This window comes from Geobacter grbiciae (genome assembly GCF_018531165.1).
GTDB classification, from domain to species: Bacteria; Desulfobacterota; Desulfuromonadia; order Geobacterales; family Geobacteraceae; genus Geobacter; species Geobacter metallireducens.
In genome coordinates this window covers 678,651-694,707 of the sequence record NZ_JAHDIW010000001.1, presented here as the reverse complement: position 1 = coordinate 694,707, position 16,057 = coordinate 678,651, and the positions used below count along the sequence as shown (strand labels likewise).

Annotated in this window: 22 protein-coding genes; 7 read left to right on the top strand and 15 right to left on the bottom strand. The window is 58.1% G+C overall.

Annotated elements, in window-relative coordinates; translation table 11 throughout:
* Positions 1-32: 32 nt before the first annotated feature.
* The 15 genes from KJB29_RS03110 to KJB29_RS03040 all read right to left on the bottom strand — a co-directional run bounded on the left by KJB29_RS03110 (position 33) and on the right by KJB29_RS03040 (position 11,330).
* Positions 33-785 (bottom strand): copper resistance protein B, encoded by a 753-nt coding sequence (locus KJB29_RS03110; protein ID WP_215733328.1) that lies wholly within the window; start codon positions 783-785, stop codon positions 33-35.
* Positions 782-2,596: a copper resistance system multicopper oxidase gene (locus KJB29_RS03105; RefSeq protein WP_215733327.1), complete on the bottom strand. Its 1,815-nt coding sequence runs from the start codon at positions 2,594-2,596 to the stop codon at positions 782-784. Before KJB29_RS03105 ends, KJB29_RS03110 begins: the two co-directional genes overlap by 4 nt.
* A 109-nt stretch (positions 2,597-2,705) precedes the next feature.
* Positions 2,706-4,289: a multicopper oxidase family protein gene (locus tag KJB29_RS03100; RefSeq protein ID WP_215733326.1), complete on the bottom strand. Its 1,584-nt coding sequence runs from the start codon at positions 4,287-4,289 to the stop codon at positions 2,706-2,708.
* Between the two features lie 342 nt (positions 4,290-4,631).
* Complete coding sequence (locus KJB29_RS03095) at positions 4,632-5,585, bottom strand: HD-GYP domain-containing protein (RefSeq protein ID WP_215733325.1); 954 nt, start codon at positions 5,583-5,585, stop codon at positions 4,632-4,634.
* 83 nt (positions 5,586-5,668) lie between these two features.
* Positions 5,669-6,127 (bottom strand): DUF2231 domain-containing protein, encoded by a 459-nt coding sequence (locus KJB29_RS03090; protein ID WP_246560142.1) that lies wholly within the window; start codon positions 6,125-6,127, stop codon positions 5,669-5,671.
* Between the two features lie 23 nt (positions 6,128-6,150).
* On the bottom strand, positions 6,151-6,519 hold the full coding sequence (locus KJB29_RS03085; RefSeq protein WP_215733324.1) for a hypothetical protein: 369 nt from the start codon (positions 6,517-6,519) through the stop codon (positions 6,151-6,153).
* A 241-nt stretch (positions 6,520-6,760) separates the two neighbouring features.
* Positions 6,761-7,120 (bottom strand): hypothetical protein, encoded by a 360-nt coding sequence (locus tag KJB29_RS03080; protein ID WP_215733323.1) that lies wholly within the window; start codon positions 7,118-7,120, stop codon positions 6,761-6,763.
* A gap of 111 nt (positions 7,121-7,231) precedes the next feature.
* On the bottom strand, positions 7,232-7,837 hold the full coding sequence (locus KJB29_RS03075; protein ID WP_215733322.1) for a hypothetical protein: 606 nt from the start codon (positions 7,835-7,837) through the stop codon (positions 7,232-7,234).
* Between the two features lie 76 nt (positions 7,838-7,913).
* Positions 7,914-8,495: a M23 family metallopeptidase gene (locus KJB29_RS03070; protein WP_246560139.1), complete on the bottom strand. Its 582-nt coding sequence runs from the start codon at positions 8,493-8,495 to the stop codon at positions 7,914-7,916.
* 42 nt (positions 8,496-8,537) lie between these two features.
* Positions 8,538-9,467 (bottom strand): cysteine synthase A, encoded by a 930-nt coding sequence (cysK, locus tag KJB29_RS03065; protein WP_215733321.1) that lies wholly within the window; start codon positions 9,465-9,467, stop codon positions 8,538-8,540.
* Positions 9,468-9,502: 35 nt separating this feature from the next.
* On the bottom strand, positions 9,503-9,652 hold the full coding sequence (locus tag KJB29_RS03060) for a hypothetical protein (protein WP_215733320.1): 150 nt from the start codon (positions 9,650-9,652) through the stop codon (positions 9,503-9,505).
* A gap of 13 nt (positions 9,653-9,665) precedes the next feature.
* Positions 9,666-10,241, bottom strand: a complete 576-nt coding sequence (locus KJB29_RS03055) for a class I SAM-dependent methyltransferase (protein ID WP_215733319.1) — start codon at positions 10,239-10,241, stop codon at positions 9,666-9,668.
* Positions 10,242-10,273: 32 nt separating this feature from the next.
* Positions 10,274-10,465, bottom strand: coding sequence for a hypothetical protein (locus KJB29_RS03050; protein WP_215733318.1), 192 nt, complete (start codon positions 10,463-10,465; stop codon positions 10,274-10,276).
* 21 nt (positions 10,466-10,486) lie between these two features.
* Positions 10,487-10,660 (bottom strand): lipoprotein, encoded by a 174-nt coding sequence (locus KJB29_RS03045; protein ID WP_215733317.1) that lies wholly within the window; start codon positions 10,658-10,660, stop codon positions 10,487-10,489.
* A gap of 145 nt (positions 10,661-10,805) precedes the next feature.
* A complete protein-coding gene (locus tag KJB29_RS03040) occupies positions 10,806-11,330 on the bottom strand; it encodes a hypothetical protein (RefSeq protein ID WP_215733316.1) in 525 nt (174 codons plus the stop codon).
* Between the two features lie 433 nt (positions 11,331-11,763).
* Here KJB29_RS03040 and KJB29_RS03035 point away from each other — a divergent pair, with 433 nt between their 5' ends.
* From KJB29_RS03035 to flgC, 7 genes are all read left to right on the top strand, one after another.
* Positions 11,764-12,195: a heavy-metal-associated domain-containing protein gene (locus KJB29_RS03035; protein ID WP_215733315.1), complete on the top strand. Its 432-nt coding sequence runs from the start codon at positions 11,764-11,766 to the stop codon at positions 12,193-12,195.
* 26 nt (positions 12,196-12,221) lie between these two features.
* A complete protein-coding gene (locus KJB29_RS03030) occupies positions 12,222-12,647 on the top strand; it encodes a heavy-metal-associated domain-containing protein (RefSeq protein WP_215733314.1) in 426 nt (141 codons plus the stop codon).
* 3 nt (positions 12,648-12,650) lie between these two features.
* Positions 12,651-13,196: a DUF2318 domain-containing protein gene (locus KJB29_RS03025; protein WP_215733313.1), complete on the top strand. Its 546-nt coding sequence runs from the start codon at positions 12,651-12,653 to the stop codon at positions 13,194-13,196.
* Positions 13,197-13,220: 24 nt separating this feature from the next.
* Positions 13,221-14,381, top strand: a complete 1,161-nt coding sequence (locus KJB29_RS03020) for an ABC transporter permease (RefSeq protein ID WP_215733312.1) — start codon at positions 13,221-13,223, stop codon at positions 14,379-14,381.
* A 14-nt stretch (positions 14,382-14,395) separates the two neighbouring features.
* Entirely contained in the window at positions 14,396-15,064 is a 669-nt protein-coding gene (locus KJB29_RS03015; protein WP_215733311.1) for an ABC transporter ATP-binding protein, read from the top strand.
* Entirely contained in the window at positions 15,061-15,480 is a 420-nt protein-coding gene (locus tag KJB29_RS03010) for a response regulator (RefSeq protein WP_215733310.1), read from the top strand. The genes KJB29_RS03015 and KJB29_RS03010 overlap by 4 nt, the downstream gene beginning before the upstream one ends.
* Before the next feature lie 116 nt (positions 15,481-15,596).
* Positions 15,597-16,043 carry a flagellar basal body rod protein FlgC gene (gene flgC / locus KJB29_RS03005; protein ID WP_215733309.1) on the top strand — a complete coding sequence of 149 codons (447 nt, stop codon included), beginning with the start codon at positions 15,597-15,599 and terminating at the stop codon, positions 16,041-16,043.
* Positions 16,044-16,057 lie beyond the last annotated feature (14 nt).

Sequence of the window (16,057 nt, the reverse complement as noted above, 5' to 3'; positions counted from 1 at the left end):
TAGAATATTCTCCGAAATCATTGTCAGGCCGATCAGAACCACAGACGCACTCCAGCCACGAACGACAGCTCTTCCGCATCATCGCCGTCACGTCGGGCAAGCTCGGCGGTCTGACCAACCAGCCGTTTCCAGTTGACCCCCACGTAGGGGGCGAAGTCCCGCCGAATTTCATAGCGCAGGCGCAGTCCCGTATCAATGTCGTTGATGCCCGACCCGATGCCGAATCGCTCCACCTTCTGCACGGCGGCGTCAATCTCCAGGCGAGGCTGCAAGATCAGCCGCTGGGACAACAGCAGGTCGTACTCCACGGTGAGCCGTGCGGAAACGTCGCCGTCTTCGCTGACGGCGATCCAGTGTTCGACGTCGAACCAGTACGGCGCCAGTCCTTGCAAGCCGACGACCGCGAAGGTACGCCCATCGGCGGAGCCGGAACCGTTGATGCGGTCGTGCCGGATTCCCGCCTGTAGATCCCAGAACGGAGCGATCAAGCGGCCGTACAGGAGCTGGAATTCGGCTGTGGCCTTGTCGGCGTCGGTGTCACCTTCGGTCTTGAACCAGAGGCGGTTATAGTCACCGCCGGCCCAACCGACGACATCCCATCGCAGCTGGTTATTCTTCCCTCCTTGGTACTCAAGGAGATCAAACAGCAAAAAAGAATTAAGCTGCTCGTCCTCCTTCGGCTGCGGCCGGATCTCTTCGGCATCGACGCGGGCCGCAACTATGAATGCGACAAACAGGCAGGCAAAAAACCATGCCTTCGTGCGGGGATAAACGATGATCTTCATGGCTTCACCCCGCCGGTTTCGGGACGCACGGATACTACCCGGAACATTCCCGTCATCATATGGTTCAGGATGTGGCAATGGAAGGCCCAGTCGCCGGGGGCGTCGGCCGTAATGTCGACCGAAAGCCTCTCGGCAGGCTTGACACTCACGGTGTGCTTGCGGGGGCGTTGCGGGCCGGCTCCGTTGTCGAGTTCCATCCACATGCCGTGCAGATGGATCGGATGCTCCATCATCGTGTCGTTTACGAGCGTAAGGCGGAGCCGCTCACCCAGTATGAAGCGGATCGGCTCGGAGGCTTCGGAAAACTTCTTGCCGTCGAACGACCACATGTAACGTTCCATGTTGCCGGTCAGGTGAAGCTCGATCTCCCGCTGCGGCGGACGCTGGTCCGGCAGAAGGTGCAGGCTGCGCAGGTCGCCATAAACCAGTACGCGCCAGGGTGCGTCCTCCAGGCCGAGGCCCCTTTCGTGGGTGCGGCGGCGTGACATCATGGCCACCATGGAGTTTCCTGGGCCGTGATGGTCGGGGCCATGCATGACCGGTCGGTCTCTCCCCGCCCCATGACCCCCCTGATCCGTGCCGGACATGCCGGGCATGTCACCGTGTGATGAAGCGGCATCTCCCATCGTGGCATGTCCCTGGTCGGAAGACCCCATCTCCCCCATCCCGTGGTCGGCACCCATTCCCATGTCGGCCATGGTAAGGATGGGCCTTGGACGCCTTTGCGGCAGCGGCGCGTTCATGCCGGTGCGTGGTGCCAGCGTCCCACGGGCAAAACCGCTACGGTCCATGGTTTCGGCAAAGATGGTGTAGGCTTGTTCTTCACGAGGGGCGACGATCACGTCATAGGTTTCGGCAATGGCGATGCGGAGTTCGTCTACCGTCACCGGTTGCACGTTCTGACCGTCGGCCTGGATGACGGTCATTTCCAGACCGGGAATCCGCACGTCGAAGTATGTGCCGGCTCCCGCATTGATGAAACGCAGCCTGACCCGTTCGCCGGGCTTGAAGAGTCCCGTCCAGTTGGCCGCCGGCGGCAGACCGTTGAGCAGATAGGTATAGGCATATCCGGTCACGTCGGCGATGTCGGTCGGGTCCATCCGCATGCGTCCCCACTCGATCCGATCGGCCAAGGTTGCTTTCCAGCCGTTTCGGATGGCGTCGCGGAAGAGGTCTTGTACGGTACGCTTTTGAAAGTTGTAGAATCCTGCCACCTTTTTGAGGTTGGCGAGAATCTTGTGCGGATCGTCGAACGTCCAGTCGGAGAGCATGACTATGTACTCCCGGTCGTAGGGGACCGGCTCCTCCTCCGCGGGATCGATGATAAGCGGACCGAAAAGTCCCAACTGCTCTTGCAGTCCACTGTGGCTGTGGTACCAGTAGGTTCCGTTCTGCACCAGGGGGAATCGGTAGGTGAAGGTTTCCCCCGGCTTGATACCGTTGAAACTGACACCGGGCACGCCGTCCATGTTCGCCGGCAGGATGATGCCGTGCCAGTGGATGGACGTGTCTTCTGCAAGGTGGTTGGTCACCCGGATGACGGCGGTCCGCCCCTCGCGAAAGCGCAGCAGCGGGCCGGGCATGGTGCCGTTGACGGTGACGGCCGTTGCCTCGTGTCCGCTAATTGTGATGGACTGTTTCCGGATTGCCAGATTGATTTCCGTCTCTCCCTCCGGACCCATGCTGGCGGCATGGGCAAGACGTCGCCGCGCATAGACTGGAACAAGGCTTTGCAATCCCGACAGGAGCGTAAGGGCCGTTGCCCCTAGCAAAAAGCGACGTCTGGTAATGTGGCTGAATTTAGTTCTCATGAAAGACAGTTCCCTTGCGATCAAGCTTACCCTTCAGACGGGCAAGGAGCAATTCATCCGTGCAAAGAAAACCCCACGATACGTGGGCTTTTCTTGAAGGTCGTGCTCCTCATCTAACCATGTAATTCACCATCATCCCCATGTCCTCATGCTCCAGGTTGTGACAGTGGAAGACGTACTGCTGCGGCCCGGCATAGGGGATCGATAAGTCGACGGCGACGCGGATCGTCTCGCCTGGCCAGATGAGGATCGTATCCTTCCACCCGAGATCCGACGGCAGCCGTCCGCCGTCGACCGCCAGCCCTGCCGTCTGCTGTGGGCTTCCCTCCCGGCCGAGAACCTGGAACTGGAAGCCGTGAATGTGCATCGGGTGGGGCATCCCCATCATCTCGTTCATGATCTCCCACACCTCGACGCTTCCGCGCTCCACCTCGAATGATATCCGGGTCGGGTCGAAGGTCTCGCCGTTGATGGCCCATTTCATAACTCCCGGTCCGGCCTGGGCCAGGGTCAGCTGCCGCATCATGGCGTTCGCGGTGTTGATTGGCGCCACCACTGAAAGGGAGCGGGGGATCCGGGCGTAGCTCCAGGCCCTGCGCTTCACGTTCAGCTTCATCACGTAGAACTCCTCGCCGTTTGCAATCCCCATGGAGGGCTCCGCCGCCATGCCGCCCGCCATCTGCTCGTTGTCCATCGGGTCGAAGGGGAGGCTCTTGAGGAAGAGGGAGTCGCCGACCCTGAAGTCGGAGAGGTCGAGGAGGATGTCGGCCCGCTCGCCCGGGGCCAGGAAGAGTTCCTTCACCGTCCAGGGGCGGTCGAGGAGGCCGCCGTCGGTCCCGATGAGGGAGAAGGGGACCACCCCCTCCGGCGAGACGAAGGCAAGCCGGTAGATCCGGGCGTTGGAGCCGTTCAGGAGCCGGAAGCGGTAGAGCCGCGTGGCCACGTCGAGATAGGGCTTCACGGTCAGGTTGGCGAGGATCGTGTCGCCGAGGAACCCCATGAACCACTCGTTCTCGCTCGGGTTGTAGACCACGTTCCCCATGGCGTCGAAGCGCTTGTCCTGGATCACGAGGGGGATGTCGGTGTGGCCGGGCTCCAGGTCGAGGGCATGCCGGAGCCGCAGCTCGTCCTCGTCCTCGACGATGAAGAAGCTCGCCATTCCCAGGTACGCCTGGGCCGAGGTGAGCTCGTAGGGATGGGGATGATACCAGTAGGTGCCGCCGCGGTTGGCGACGGTGAAGTCGTAGCGGTAGCTCTCCCCCGCCCCGATGGCGTCGGTGGGGATGCCGTCGTTCTTTGAGTCGACGATGAGGCCGTGCCAGTGGATGATGGTGTCCGCCGACAGCTCGTTCTTTAAGGTCGGCAAGAGCCGCTCCCCTTTCCTGACCGTGAGGATCGGGTTTACGTAGCTCTTGCATCCGTCGGTCACCCCGTAGACGAGAAGGTCCGAAGTTTTGCCGGGAAGCACGGGAGCCTGCGCCCTCATCGCCTTGATGGTGAAATCGCCGTGGGGGTCCAGGTACCCGAGAAGGCCGCCATGATGCCCCGGCCGCTTCAGGGCGTTCACGAAACCGCCCGGGTCGCGGGGGTCGAGGCTTCCTCCCATCGTGTCGCCCATGGCGAGTAGGGTCCGAGGGGTCGCCAGGGAAAGTACACCCATACCGGTAAGCTTCAGAAAGTCACGCCTTTTCATGGCAAGCACCTCCACATGTAATTTTGTCACAAACTAATAACAGTGAATGTTTATCTGTCAAGTAAAGAATTTGTCAATATTATCTGGTTGTATAATAGTCTTAAATCTGGTGTTGAATAATGTGCAAATTGACATTGTCCAGATATACAATGCAGTGATTTTTGCAGCAATATTTACTGCACAGATTTGATGCCAGCTGCTCGCATAGCCTGTGAAAATATCTTGGCTCGCGGTTGACAGCGGAGACCCCTGTGGTTTGCTATGGGTAGCGGGCCCGAGAATGTCACGAGGTGAACCATGAAGCGCGAGAGCCGTTTGCTAATCGGCTTGCCCGGGTTCCGCTTACTCAACCATGGCGCTCGTCACCCGCCTCAATTCGTCGCAACCGATTCCCGCGAAAAGGTCCACGAGTTTTGGATCGAACTCTCTTCCCGACCCCCCCCGAATCATTCTGACAGCCTCTTCGCACTCCACGGCACCGGTGCCGGTAACGAGTGTCTCGAAAGTGTCGGCGATCAGCAACATCCTTGCGCCGACAGGAATTTCCTCTCCTTTGAGGCCTCGCGGATAACCGCTCCCGTCGTAATGTTCCTGGTGAGCGCGGACGATCTCCGCTGCTTCACGGAGAAAGCCGATCTTCCTCAACAAGTTGTATCCCTCTTCGGGGTACGCCCGCATTTCCTTCAGCTCTCTTTCCGGAAGACCGATCCGTCTCAAAAGAGTAAACACGGAATCGTGGATTGCAACTTTTCCTACCTCGTGGAGCAATGCCCCGAATCCTATCGCCTTCCTTTCTTTCTCGCTTACACCAAGGCGGTCGGCGAGATGGAGGGCATATTCCCGTACCCGCAGGGAATGGAGACGGCTGTTTTTCGCCCTCATATCGAGGGCCGAAACGAGAGCCAGGAGCGTTTCCTCGTTGGCCGTGGCAATATCCGCGAGAAGCGCGCGCTGCCGGTCGAACAGCCAGCCGGGGACAAGCCCCACGACCCAGAAACTGGCAAGTTCCCCTACCTGATTGGCTTGCTCCATGTAGTTCCCCGGCCAGTCGAGAAAAGCATGGAGGGAAAAAAGGACCGTAACGGCCGATGTCGTGCAGACGGCGCCCCTCAGGCCGAACCATGCACCGGCCATGACAGGGGGAAGGAAGTAGAGCTTGCGGAGCACGATATGCAGCGTATGGTATGTGTGGGACTCGGTCGGTACGACAAAATGGAACAAGGCGATAACGGACGTCAGTAAAGCCAGGATGACGACCCTGCAATTAGACCCATGTATGAAGTGAAGTTTTTTCATCGTTCATTCTCATCGGTCGTGGGTAATCCCGCTACCTGCCATAAAATCGATCATTCTAGCGAGCCGGATTCTCCTGAACCCGTTCATTTCCGCCGGTACGCCAGTTTCCCGCCGTAGTGCCCGAGCAACACAACAATCGGCAGAGAGAGGAAAAGAGTCCCAAGGTAAACCCAGAGCCCTATCCCTTGCCGTTCCATGACCGACGGGTCCGCGAGTCGAGTCGCCGCGGCGCTTCCCTGGAGGATAAAGAGCAGCCCGGAAAGCTTGATTTTCCAATAAAAGACCGGGGCACGGCCGCCGCCGAAATTCCTTCGCCAGTCACGCAGGCCGGAAAGGAAGGAGACCGGAACCATGACAATGGCTACGATCAGGAGATGGAGTACAGTGTGCTCAAAATAAGGGTTACCGGTGAGGATGGAAATGAAAAGAAAGAAGAGCGCAACGGGAATGAGGCCGTTATTGAAGTGGGCCGCTACGGCATGGAGGACGAAAGTCTCCCCGAAATCATTGAAAAATCGGATAAAGAGGTTCTTCGTCTCCACGGCAATTTCTCCTGTCGGCGCCGTTACGGCTCGTTCTTCAGGCAAACTTGGCTTTTACGCATCACGTCACCCTCCTTGATGTCCCCTTCAACGATGGCAGCATCAAGATATGCGCCTTCCGGCAGCTTGATAATTCTTGCCTTGCCGACTTCGCGGTATTTCGCATAGCGGCCACCAGCATACCAGCGGTAGACAGGAACCGTCTCCCCGACGCAATAAAGCTTGCCGGGATCGCCGCTTCCCTTGTGCTGCAAATGAATTATTCCGTCCGTTTTCATGACAACGTCGGCCCGGATCGTTGGTTGAGTCCCAAAGGAGGCGCATCCTGCAAGCAGAAATCCCAACATCAGAAGTCCGGCACGGGATATATTCCGATTCATTTCTTGACGCATCTCCAGATGCTCCTATTCCTTGTGCTGTTCCTCGACCAATGTATGAAGTCACATCCCCTTTTCGAACTCATCGGCATCGAAGGGAACACTTGCCGCACTTCAAAGCCGCCATCTCCCGAAATGAGTTAGGCTGGGGTAAAATGGTCTTGGATGCGATGTGGAGGAAAGTATGAAAAACTGCTATTGGAAAAGAGCCGGGACGTCGTTGGCCCGGTCCTGTACATGCCGCTGGAATGAAGGGTCACTTTGCCGGCTGTACCAATAAGCCTGCGCTCTCCTTCTTGGCGATGTCACCCACCTTGATCTCGCCTTTAACGATCTCGGCTTCAAAATGGTGCTCATCGATGAAGGCAAGGACCTTGACCTGTCCGACTTCCTTGAGCTGAGCAGTCTTACCTGTTTGCCGATAAACAGGGATCACATCGTTCAAGGCGATTTCCTTTTTCACATCTGCCGTTCCGCTGTGGAAGAGGTGTACCTTGTTGCCGATCTTCATCACGACTTCACTTTTGACTTTCTTTCCGGCGGCCTGAGAGACCACAGGGGCGGCGATGAATGTGACCAGAGCGAGCAACGCAAAAATTCTGACGATTCCTTTCATTTCTTCCTCCTTTGTCATTAGATTGGTTCACTGCCTAAGACACACGTCTAACCCTCTCCTCCTTCACCTCCCTCCGGGTCCAGTAGTAAGGAAAACATCCCGATCCGTTTGCTACAAATCATCCTGCAATGGACGGCCGTTCAGATACGCTTTGAAGCCTTTCACCCCTTGGGTGAAGCTCGTTCCACCGTAAAAGGCCGGTCGCCGCCTCATCGCCGTTGTTCCGTAGACCGGTTCCATTAGAAGAATATTGCTGCTTCCTTCCGGCAAGGTGACTTCGTTCACAATGATAATGTCATCCTCGGGGATTGCAACGGCTATTCTGTGGGGACCCGCCCTGAGGCGCACATCCTTCCTGAAGTTGTACCGTATCCCTTCCCCGGCTTCGGGGTCCCGGAGAAACCGAGGTTCGCTCTCTTCTTCCTTCAGCTTCCCCCTGATACGGGTTGCCTGCCCGTCGATGTTGATGAGCAGCATATACTCCGCAGTCCCATGGGACTTCTTTTCGGTGGGATAGACGCCCGGCCTGTGGGTTTTCAGCGACGCGAAGATGTATAGGTCCGCATACCCCGGCGGAATGGCAACTTTCTCGGGCAACTCCTGGAACACGTCGTTGCGGGTGGTTACACTGGCGGACTTGATGAGTTCCACGTTTTGCGCGCAAGCACTCAGCATCGCCGCAATCAAAAGCAAAGCCAGGAATATTGCCTTTTGCATGACGCACCCTATCTTTCTTCTGCTTTTATGGCGAGCGCTTCATCGCCGACCCTCTCTCGTCCGTGACACAAAGGCGTTATCCTCCCTGCCCGGCACTCCCGGAAGGCGCTAAGGGGCTGTTGATCTTCCGCAGGATGGAGTTCATGGCATCCTCAATCCTTTGTTCGTGATGGTGTCTGAGATCCCTGTCAATGGGATGCTCCTGTTCCGCTGCCGATTTTTCCACCTGGGCAACGTCAGGCAGAGGCCGGCCGCCGGCCAATACCTCATAGTGAATGTGAGGCCCTGTGGATCGGCCGGAGTTTCCCGAAAGGGCGACGACCGTGCCGGCATCTACCAGCTCTCCCCGGCGGACGGAGAGGGAGGAGTTGTGTCCGTAAAGGGTCCGGCCGCCGTTGTCGTGCTCAATTATCACCGTGGCACCGTGGCCGCCGTGAACAGCGGCGAAAGCGATTCGTCCCCTGCGGGTTGCCCGCACCGGCGTGCCGACCGGCACAGCGATGTCGATTCCCCGGTGGTAGACGAGCCTGCCACTCCCGAAGGGGTCGACACGCCATCCCACGCCGGAAGTAATCGGGCCGTTCACCGGCAAGTCCAGATCAGCCCACGCCGACACCGGGATCAGGAGCACCATAACTGTAGCCAGAAAGCGTATCATGTGTTGTCTGCCTTCCCTCGCCTGGACTTCAGGGGGGGCTTCCTACTGATCCTGAAAAAGCGCGGTACTGAGATACCGCTCGCCGGTGTCGGGAAGAACGACAACAATTCTCTTCCCCTTGTTCTCGGGACGCTTTGCCACCGCCAGGGCGGCGAATGCCGCGGCACCAGCAGAGATTCCCACGAGCAGACCCTCTTCGCGAGCCAATTGGCGGGCGGCCTTCAGCGCTTCCTCGTTTTTGACCGTGAAGATCTCGTCGATGACTTCCCGATTCAAGACCTCCGGCACGAAGCCGGCGCCGATCCCCTGGATCTTGTGGGGGCCCGGTTGGCCACCGGAAATGACCGGAGAGTCGAAGGGCTCCACGGCGATGATCTTCACCGCCGGGTTTCGCTTTTTGAGCACTTCGCCGACACCGGTTATGGTTCCGCCGGTTCCGACTCCGGCCACGAAGATGTCGACCTTGCCGTCGGTGTCCTTCCATATTTCCTCGGCGGTGGTGAAACGGTGGATATGGGGGTTTGCCGGATTCCGGAACTGTTGCGGAATGAACGAGTTGGGGATCTCCTTGGCCAGTTCCTCGGCTTTATTGATCGCTCCTTTCATCCCTTCCGCCCCCCGGGTGAGGACCAGTTCGGCGCCATAGGCTTTCAGGAGGTTTCGTCGTTCGACGCTCATGGTCTCGGGCATGGTGAGGACCAGCCGGTATCCCTTTGCCGCGCAGACAAAGGCAAGGGCGATGCCGGTGTTGCCGCTGGTCGGTTCGATGATGACCGTCTCCTTGGTGATGAGCCCTCTCGCTTCGGCATCATTGATCATGGAGACACCGATGCGATCCTTGACGCTCCCTCCGGGATTGAATGATTCCAGCTTCGCCACCACGTCTGCCTCAAGCCCCGCGGTCACTTTGCGAAGTCTCAGCAACGGGGTATTGCCGATCAAATCGGTAAGATTTTCGTAAATTCGTGCCATCTGTCTCTGTTCCTTTCGTTGATTGTTTGTGGTTGTCAGTGGGAATGGCCGCCATCGCCGGTCTGCCGCTCCGTCGATTCGTCCCGTGCGCCATGGTGTCCCATGTGATCTCCCGGCATGAGCATCATGCACCCCGATGCCAGGAGAGAGCCGATGATGAGTGCAGACAAGAGTAATGCTTTCATGGATTTCCTCGTTTCATAGTGGCTTACGGAACAGAAGCCCATAGTGATAAGGCCTGAAGTCATACCGTTCGTGGGGGAAGAAGATAAAGCCCGCCTGCTCTCCCCACGTTATGCACTGCTCGGGTCGCGGGCGAATGTCCATGCCCGGCCCGCGGGGAGTAGTTTCGTCGTAGTTCCAGTGGATAACGGCGGCCCGCCCTCCCGGCTGGAGCACACGGAACGCCTCCGCCAAGAGAGCGACCGGCTCATGGTGGTGAAGGATGTTGAAGAGCAGGACGGCCTCAACAAAATCATTCGGAAGGCCGGTTCCCTCCGCAACGAAATCGCGCTGCTCCGCCACCACATTCCAGATTCCCTCCCGGCCGCTTTTTTCGCAGACGGTGGCGACCATGTCGGGCTCAACATCGAAGGTGAAGACAATCCCTTCGATAAGGCGCGCTGTCGGCAGGGTGAACGTGCCGTAGCCACATCCGAACTCGACCACGTCTTTCGTTTCCCCGTCCAGGCCAAAGCTCTCAAGGATCGATTCCGGGGAAAAAAAGCCCGACCATACCGCCTCTTCCGGCATCCCGCTGTCGCGAACCTTCATGGGACTCTCCTCTGTGGCGGTGCGCCACGTCGTCAGCAGGATCTCGTGCAGTCCGGACCGCCTTTCATCAGAAGAGAACACAACTTCTGCGCTCCCTTATGGGCGACCGTGGCCGCCGGATGGGCCAGCGTCAGCGAGACGACCACCGCCGACAGCACCGCGAACTTGATAAAGATCATTCTGTTCAGAAAACCGGATGACACCTCTTCAGTCTTTGCATTCATTGTGGTTTCCCCCTTTTCGATTCAGTGTGAGTGTCCGCCACTATGTCCGCCGCCAAAGCTACCCGAATCGTACTGGGGCCTGTTGTAGTCGGTTTCGTGGCTGAAGTGCTTGCCGTCGAGGAAGTCGATCACTGTGCAACCGGACAAAAGCGAAACGGTTCCAACCGTAACAAGCAACAGCAAAAATCTTTTCATCATTGACTCCTTGGTTTCGACGCTTCGGTTGCGGCTTGATGGCGTCAGGGTGTTTTTGTATTTTTGCCGGCAAACTTCCGGAACAGTTTAAAAAATGGCGCACCCCGAAGAAGGAGTAACAAGGAGTGCGCCCATAACAACAAATCTATAATCCCACCGCCATAAGCGGCACCATTATGAGAGCCATGAGTCCGACGCCCCACCATCCCCACTTGCCGCCGCCGAAGTGGTGGGAGAAAAATCCGTGCTCTCCGTGTCCGCCATGTTCAGCGCCTCCGCCTTCCGCAACCGTTGCCATGATTTCATAGCGCAGCGTCTGATCTGATTTCTGGGGATCGGCGATAGTGAGCACCACTCTGTATTCACCCGGCTTCTCGAATTTGAAGGTGTCGAGATACTCGTCTTCGAGACGCTCGACCTCCTTCTTGAGAAGCAGTGTGGCGGAATCCTTTTCGTAGACTTCGATGGCAACCGTACGGTCGGTTATGTGAGTTCCTTCCCGCTGCAAGCCGAGCTTCACGGTGATGTTCTCCCCGGCCCGTGGCTCAGGAGGAGAAAGTTTGACGACAGCTTTCAGGCCGCCCTGGGTGAAGCTCTGTTCCGTGGCGAAGCCCATGACAGGAAAGGAAAGCAGCATGATCGAGATGATTAACAACAGCGGTATGCGCATCGTGATCCTCCAGGCTTGAATATTTGCCTAATCTTTACAAATGCTGTGCCAGCTGGTAACGCGCTGAAATTACTAGGTTGCATCAAAGCTCTTGCGTTACGTAATCAATTTATTACGGAATAGTCCACAGCAGTTGTTGGATTTTCAACAAGGTCAATCCGGGAGATTGCCGAAATATTTTGTCAATAAATATGACCTCCAGATGTCGAAGATGCCTACCTTGGCTCAGTATAACCACACGCCAATATGCCCTGCTGAATATCAAACACGTGCTGCTGATTATTCCACACATTTACTTACCGCATCACTCGTCAAAATGTAGTGCAGTTGTGATTTCGGCATGTTAGCCAGTTGGTCCGCCTTTTGTATAATGACGACTCAGGCGGATGCTGGCAGTCGGCAAAGGTAACGGAAGCGCCAGAGGGGACTCATCATGCGAAAAAGAACAATAGGTACCGGTATCCTGGTGGCATGTGCTGTGGGGCTTATTGTGTACCTGGCCTTTCACGTCAGGATTGCGCCAGTTCCGAACGCCGTGGCGGCCCTCAAAACCTTCGGGATGACGTGCGGTAGCTGCGCCGGCAAGATCGAAAAGGCCCTCAAGCCGCTGAAGGGCGTGTCGGGAGTCGAGGTTGATGTAAATGGCGGATGGGTTCTGGTTGGTTACGATACACAAACGGCCAGTCCGGAGGAATTCGCCGGAGCCGTTCGTAAGGCCGGCTTTCAGAGTTGGCCGATGGAGCAGATGTCGCTCGCCGATTTCCGGCAGGTGGCGGGCCGGGATTTCGGCACGAAAGTCGCGCGGGCCAGCGGGTGCGGGGGTGGCGGATGCGGCACTGGCGGCGGGTGCGGCAGCTCGAAATAGGACGAATAGCGAAAGGAGAATAAAACATGAGACTTGGGCGAATAGCAAAAATCTTCCGGTTGCTGACAATGGCGACGCTGGGGCTTGTCCTTGGCGCGGGAGCGGCTCTTTCATCGACGTCACCTGATACGGTAACGGTGCTTAAATCAACGGGGCTCTCCTGCGGCGGCTGTGCGTCCAGGATCACTAACGCCCTGGAAACGGTGCCCGAGGTTGCTTCAGTGAAGGTCGATATCGAGTCCGGGCTGGTGACGGTCTGGCACGACGACACAGCTGCTCCCCAGAAACTGGCTGCAACAGTGAGCGAGGCGGGATACCAGAGCATTGTCCAGGAAACCGTGAGTGCCGACGACTACCGCACGAAGGCTGGCAAGAGCGGTCCCGGTGCTGCCCGCAGTGGCGGCTGCGGCGGCGGCTGCTGCGATCGGACGAAGATTCGCGAAAGGAGCTGAGTCATGGGAAAGAAAAGCAGGGCAAAGGGAAATAGTCAGGTCGAAGCAATCAATCAGCCTGCGGGCGAGGAGGCAAACGTGAAAGTACCGAAGAAGAGCTTAAAGTGGGGGATTCTGGTGGTCGGCGCACTGCTGGCCGGGGTGGCGACGGTGTTCGCTCTCAATTTCCCCGGCATGTCCGGCGTCGAGAAGGTGAAGACGATCAATGGGGTGGTGGCGATTCCGCTGGCAAAGGTTTCGGACGGCAGCGCCCATTTCTACCGCTATACCGAAGGCGGCAAGGACATCAGGTTTTTCGTGGTGAAGGGGAGCGACGGCCAGATTCACACCGCCTTCGATGCCTGCGACGTCTGCTTCCGAGATAAGAAGGGATATGTCCAGGACGGAGACTCCATGCTTTGCAAGAACTGCGGCAAGAAGTTCCAGACCAACCGGATCGGTCCCCATTCCATCGGCGGCTGCAACCCCTCGTACCTCCCCGCGGCCAGTGACGGCAGGAACGTCATTGTGAAGGCTGCTGATCTCCAGCAGGGAACGCGCTATTTCTAACCGGACCGGCGAGGCAACGACACCATGAAACTCCATTCCATATCACTCAACAACCTGCGGCGGCGCAAGGCCAAGATGGCGTTTCTCACCATCGGCCTCATGGTCGGCATCGCCACCATCGTCACGCTCGTGACCTTGACCGAATCCATGTCCAACGACATCGCCCACAAGATGGACGAGTTCGGCGCCAACATCCTCATCATGCCCCGGAGCGAAGACTTGTCCATGAGCTACGGCGGTATCAGCCTCGGCCGGGTCAGTTTCGACCAGCGGGAGATCCACGAGGGGGATCTGGCGAATATCCGCACTATCAAGAACAGCGGGAACATCCTCGCCGTCTCCCCCAAGGTGCTCGGCGCGGCGACCCTGAAGGAGAAGAACGTCCTCCTCGTGGGGGTGAACTTCGCGGAAGAGCTCAAGATGAAGCAGTGGTGGCGGATCTTCGGCGATGAGCCGAAGGGAGAGAACGAGATACTCCTCGGCAGCACCACCGCCGACACGCTCCACCTCTCGCCCGGCGACACGGTGTCCATCGGAGGCGAGTCCCTGAAGGTTGCGGGGGTACTGGAGCAGACCGGCTCCCAGGACGACTCACTGGTCTTCGCGCATCTGAAAAAGGCCCAGAAGATCCTCGGCAAGGAGGACAAGATCACGCTTGTGGAAGTGGCGGCGCTCTGCGCTGGCTGCCCCATCGGCGACATGGTGGTCCAGATTGCCGAGAAGCTCCCGGAGGCGAAGGTCACCGCCATCCAGCAGGTGGTGGAGTCACGCCTCAAGACCCTCGACCAGTTCAAGCGCTTCTCCTACGGCGTCGCCGGGGTGGTGATCTTCATCGGCTCCCTCATCGTCTTCGTGACCATGATGGGGAGCGTCAACGAGCGAACCACCGAGATCGGCGTCTTCCGCGCCATTGGCTTCAGAAAGACCCACATCATGCGGATCATCCTCCTGGAGGCGGCCCTGGTGAGTCTGATGGCAGGCGCCCTCGGTTATCTCTCGGGAATGGGGGCGGCCCGGCTCGCGCTGCCTTTCATGGCCGAGTCGAAGAGTGCCGCCCTTGTCTGGGACGCAGTAGTGGCATCGGGCTCCATCGGGCTCGCCGTGACGGTAGGTCTGTTGGCGAGTCTCTATCCGGCACTCCACGCCAGCAGGATGGATCCCACGGAAGCCCTGCGGGCACTGTAAAAGGACAAAAAACCATGGCACTCATCGAGATCAACAATCTGACCAAGCATTACTCCTGCGGCGACGAGACGGTGGAGGCGCTGCGGGGAATCGATATCGGCATCGAAACCGGCGAGTTCATCACCATCATGGGCCAGTCGGGGTCGGGAAAGAGCACCCTTCTCTCCATTCTCGGCGGCATGAACCATCCGACCGGCGGGCAGGTGACAGTCAACGGAACCGACCTCTATGCCCTCGGCGAGGAGCAACTGGCCGACTTCCGGGCCGAGAACTTCGGCTTCGTCTTCCAGTCGTTCCACCTGATTCCCTATCTCACGGCCCAGGAGAACGTCATGCTTCCCCTGACCATCGCACCCATGAAGGGAGAGGAGAAGCGGCAAACTGCCCTCCAGGCCCTGGAACGGGTCGGACTCGGCGGTAAATCCGACCGCCTGCCGAACCAGCTCTCCGGCGGGGAGCAGGAGCGGGTCGCCATCGCCCGGGCCATCGTCAACCGTCCGCACATCCTCTTCGCCGACGAGCCCACCGGCAATCTCGACACCGCCAACAGCGAGGCGGTCATGGCGCTTTTCCGGGAGCTGAACGACGAGGGGCAGACCGTGGTGATGGTGACCCACAACCCGGAAAACTGCCAGTACACCGACCGGACGATCCAGATCCGGGACGGCAGGGTGGTATTATGACAGCAGGTCTAGTAGTCAACGGAGGCGAAATAAGTCAAGAGACCTCGCAGGCAAGTTGCGACTTCCTTTTTGTGACCACTCGGGAACGGTGCGCCGGCATTGAAGCGCTGCTTGATCAAAACGGCTTTAAGGTCGACTTTGTGGAGAACGGTAGAGAGGCTCTAACTGAGCTTGCCGCCGGATCTTGCACAGTCATGGTTGCCGATGCCCAGCTTCCCGACATGGATGGCATCGAGTTGGCCCGTGCTGCACTCGCAACGCAGCCCGGCCTGTACGTTCTTCTCGGCGTCGACGACCCGTCCGAAACCCTCGGGAATATTGCAGCACTGGCTGGAGTGGCGGGGATCGTGCATAGACCATACGAACCGGACGAGTTATTTCCTCTCCTCTGGTCCATTATGGAGTCTCAACTATAAATATTAACCAGTTACACGTGGTCGATTTATTGACACCACGCAATTAAGTGCTATTTTTTATACGCATTTTATTAGCGTGCCGAGAAACCTTTTTTCACTGGGCAAAAGGAGAAACCATGGACCCACTCGACAACGCCATGATGATCAGCAGCTCGGCCCTTCTCGCCGAGAGGACGCGGATGAACCTGATTTCGAGCAACCTCGCCAATGCCAATTCGACGCGCACGGCGGAGGGTGGCCCGTACCGCCGCAAGGACGCGGTATTCGCCGCCGCTCCTCCGGATGCCGGCCGTTTTTCAGCGATGCTCGACGGCATGCGGGGAGGCAACGCCCGCGGCGTTCAGGTCGTTCAGATCGTCGAGGATGCCAACCCTCCTCAGTTGCGCTACGATCCCTCCCATCCGGACGCCAATCGCCAGGGATACGTGGCATATCCGAACGTGAACGTTGTTGAGGAGATGGCCGACATGATGACGGCCACTCGGGCCTACGAGGCCAATATTACCGCCATGAAGGCGGGGATGGATATGCAGATGAAGACCCTTCAGCTCGGCAGCAAATGATGACAAGGGCAGTA

Coding starts and splice junctions, on each gene's coding strand:
- KJB29_RS03110 (WP_215733328.1), bottom strand. CDS start 785: ATGAAGATCATCGTTTATCCCCGCACGAAGGCATGGTTTTTTGCCTGC.
- KJB29_RS03105 (WP_215733327.1), bottom strand. CDS start 2,596: ATGAGAACTAAATTCAGCCACATTACCAGACGTCGCTTTTTGCTAGGG.
- KJB29_RS03100 (WP_215733326.1), bottom strand. CDS start 4,289: ATGAAAAGGCGTGACTTTCTGAAGCTTACCGGTATGGGTGTACTTTCC.
- KJB29_RS03095 (WP_215733325.1), bottom strand. CDS start 5,585: ATGAAAAAACTTCACTTCATACATGGGTCTAATTGCAGGGTCGTCATC.
- KJB29_RS03085 (WP_215733324.1), bottom strand. CDS start 6,519: ATGCGTCAAGAAATGAATCGGAATATATCCCGTGCCGGACTTCTGATG.
- KJB29_RS03080 (WP_215733323.1), bottom strand. CDS start 7,120: ATGAAAGGAATCGTCAGAATTTTTGCGTTGCTCGCTCTGGTCACATTC.
- KJB29_RS03075 (WP_215733322.1), bottom strand. CDS start 7,837: ATGCAAAAGGCAATATTCCTGGCTTTGCTTTTGATTGCGGCGATGCTG.
- KJB29_RS03070 (WP_246560139.1), bottom strand. CDS start 8,495: ATGATACGCTTTCTGGCTACAGTTATGGTGCTCCTGATCCCGGTGTCG.
- cysK (WP_215733321.1), bottom strand. CDS start 9,467: ATGGCACGAATTTACGAAAATCTTACCGATTTGATCGGCAATACCCCG.
- KJB29_RS03060 (WP_215733320.1), bottom strand. CDS start 9,652: ATGAAAGCATTACTCTTGTCTGCACTCATCATCGGCTCTCTCCTGGCA.
- KJB29_RS03055 (WP_215733319.1), bottom strand. CDS start 10,241: ATGAAGGTTCGCGACAGCGGGATGCCGGAAGAGGCGGTATGGTCGGGC.
- KJB29_RS03050 (WP_215733318.1), bottom strand. CDS start 10,465: ATGAATGCAAAGACTGAAGAGGTGTCATCCGGTTTTCTGAACAGAATG.
- KJB29_RS03045 (WP_215733317.1), bottom strand. CDS start 10,660: ATGAAAAGATTTTTGCTGTTGCTTGTTACGGTTGGAACCGTTTCGCTT.
- KJB29_RS03040 (WP_215733316.1), bottom strand. CDS start 11,330: ATGCGCATACCGCTGTTGTTAATCATCTCGATCATGCTGCTTTCCTTT.
- KJB29_RS03035 (WP_215733315.1), top strand. CDS start 11,764: ATGCGAAAAAGAACAATAGGTACCGGTATCCTGGTGGCATGTGCTGTG.
- KJB29_RS03030 (WP_215733314.1), top strand. CDS start 12,222: ATGAGACTTGGGCGAATAGCAAAAATCTTCCGGTTGCTGACAATGGCG.
- KJB29_RS03025 (WP_215733313.1), top strand. CDS start 12,651: ATGGGAAAGAAAAGCAGGGCAAAGGGAAATAGTCAGGTCGAAGCAATC.
- KJB29_RS03020 (WP_215733312.1), top strand. CDS start 13,221: ATGAAACTCCATTCCATATCACTCAACAACCTGCGGCGGCGCAAGGCC.
- KJB29_RS03015 (WP_215733311.1), top strand. CDS start 14,396: ATGGCACTCATCGAGATCAACAATCTGACCAAGCATTACTCCTGCGGC.
- KJB29_RS03010 (WP_215733310.1), top strand. CDS start 15,061: ATGACAGCAGGTCTAGTAGTCAACGGAGGCGAAATAAGTCAAGAGACC.
- flgC (WP_215733309.1), top strand. CDS start 15,597: ATGGACCCACTCGACAACGCCATGATGATCAGCAGCTCGGCCCTTCTC.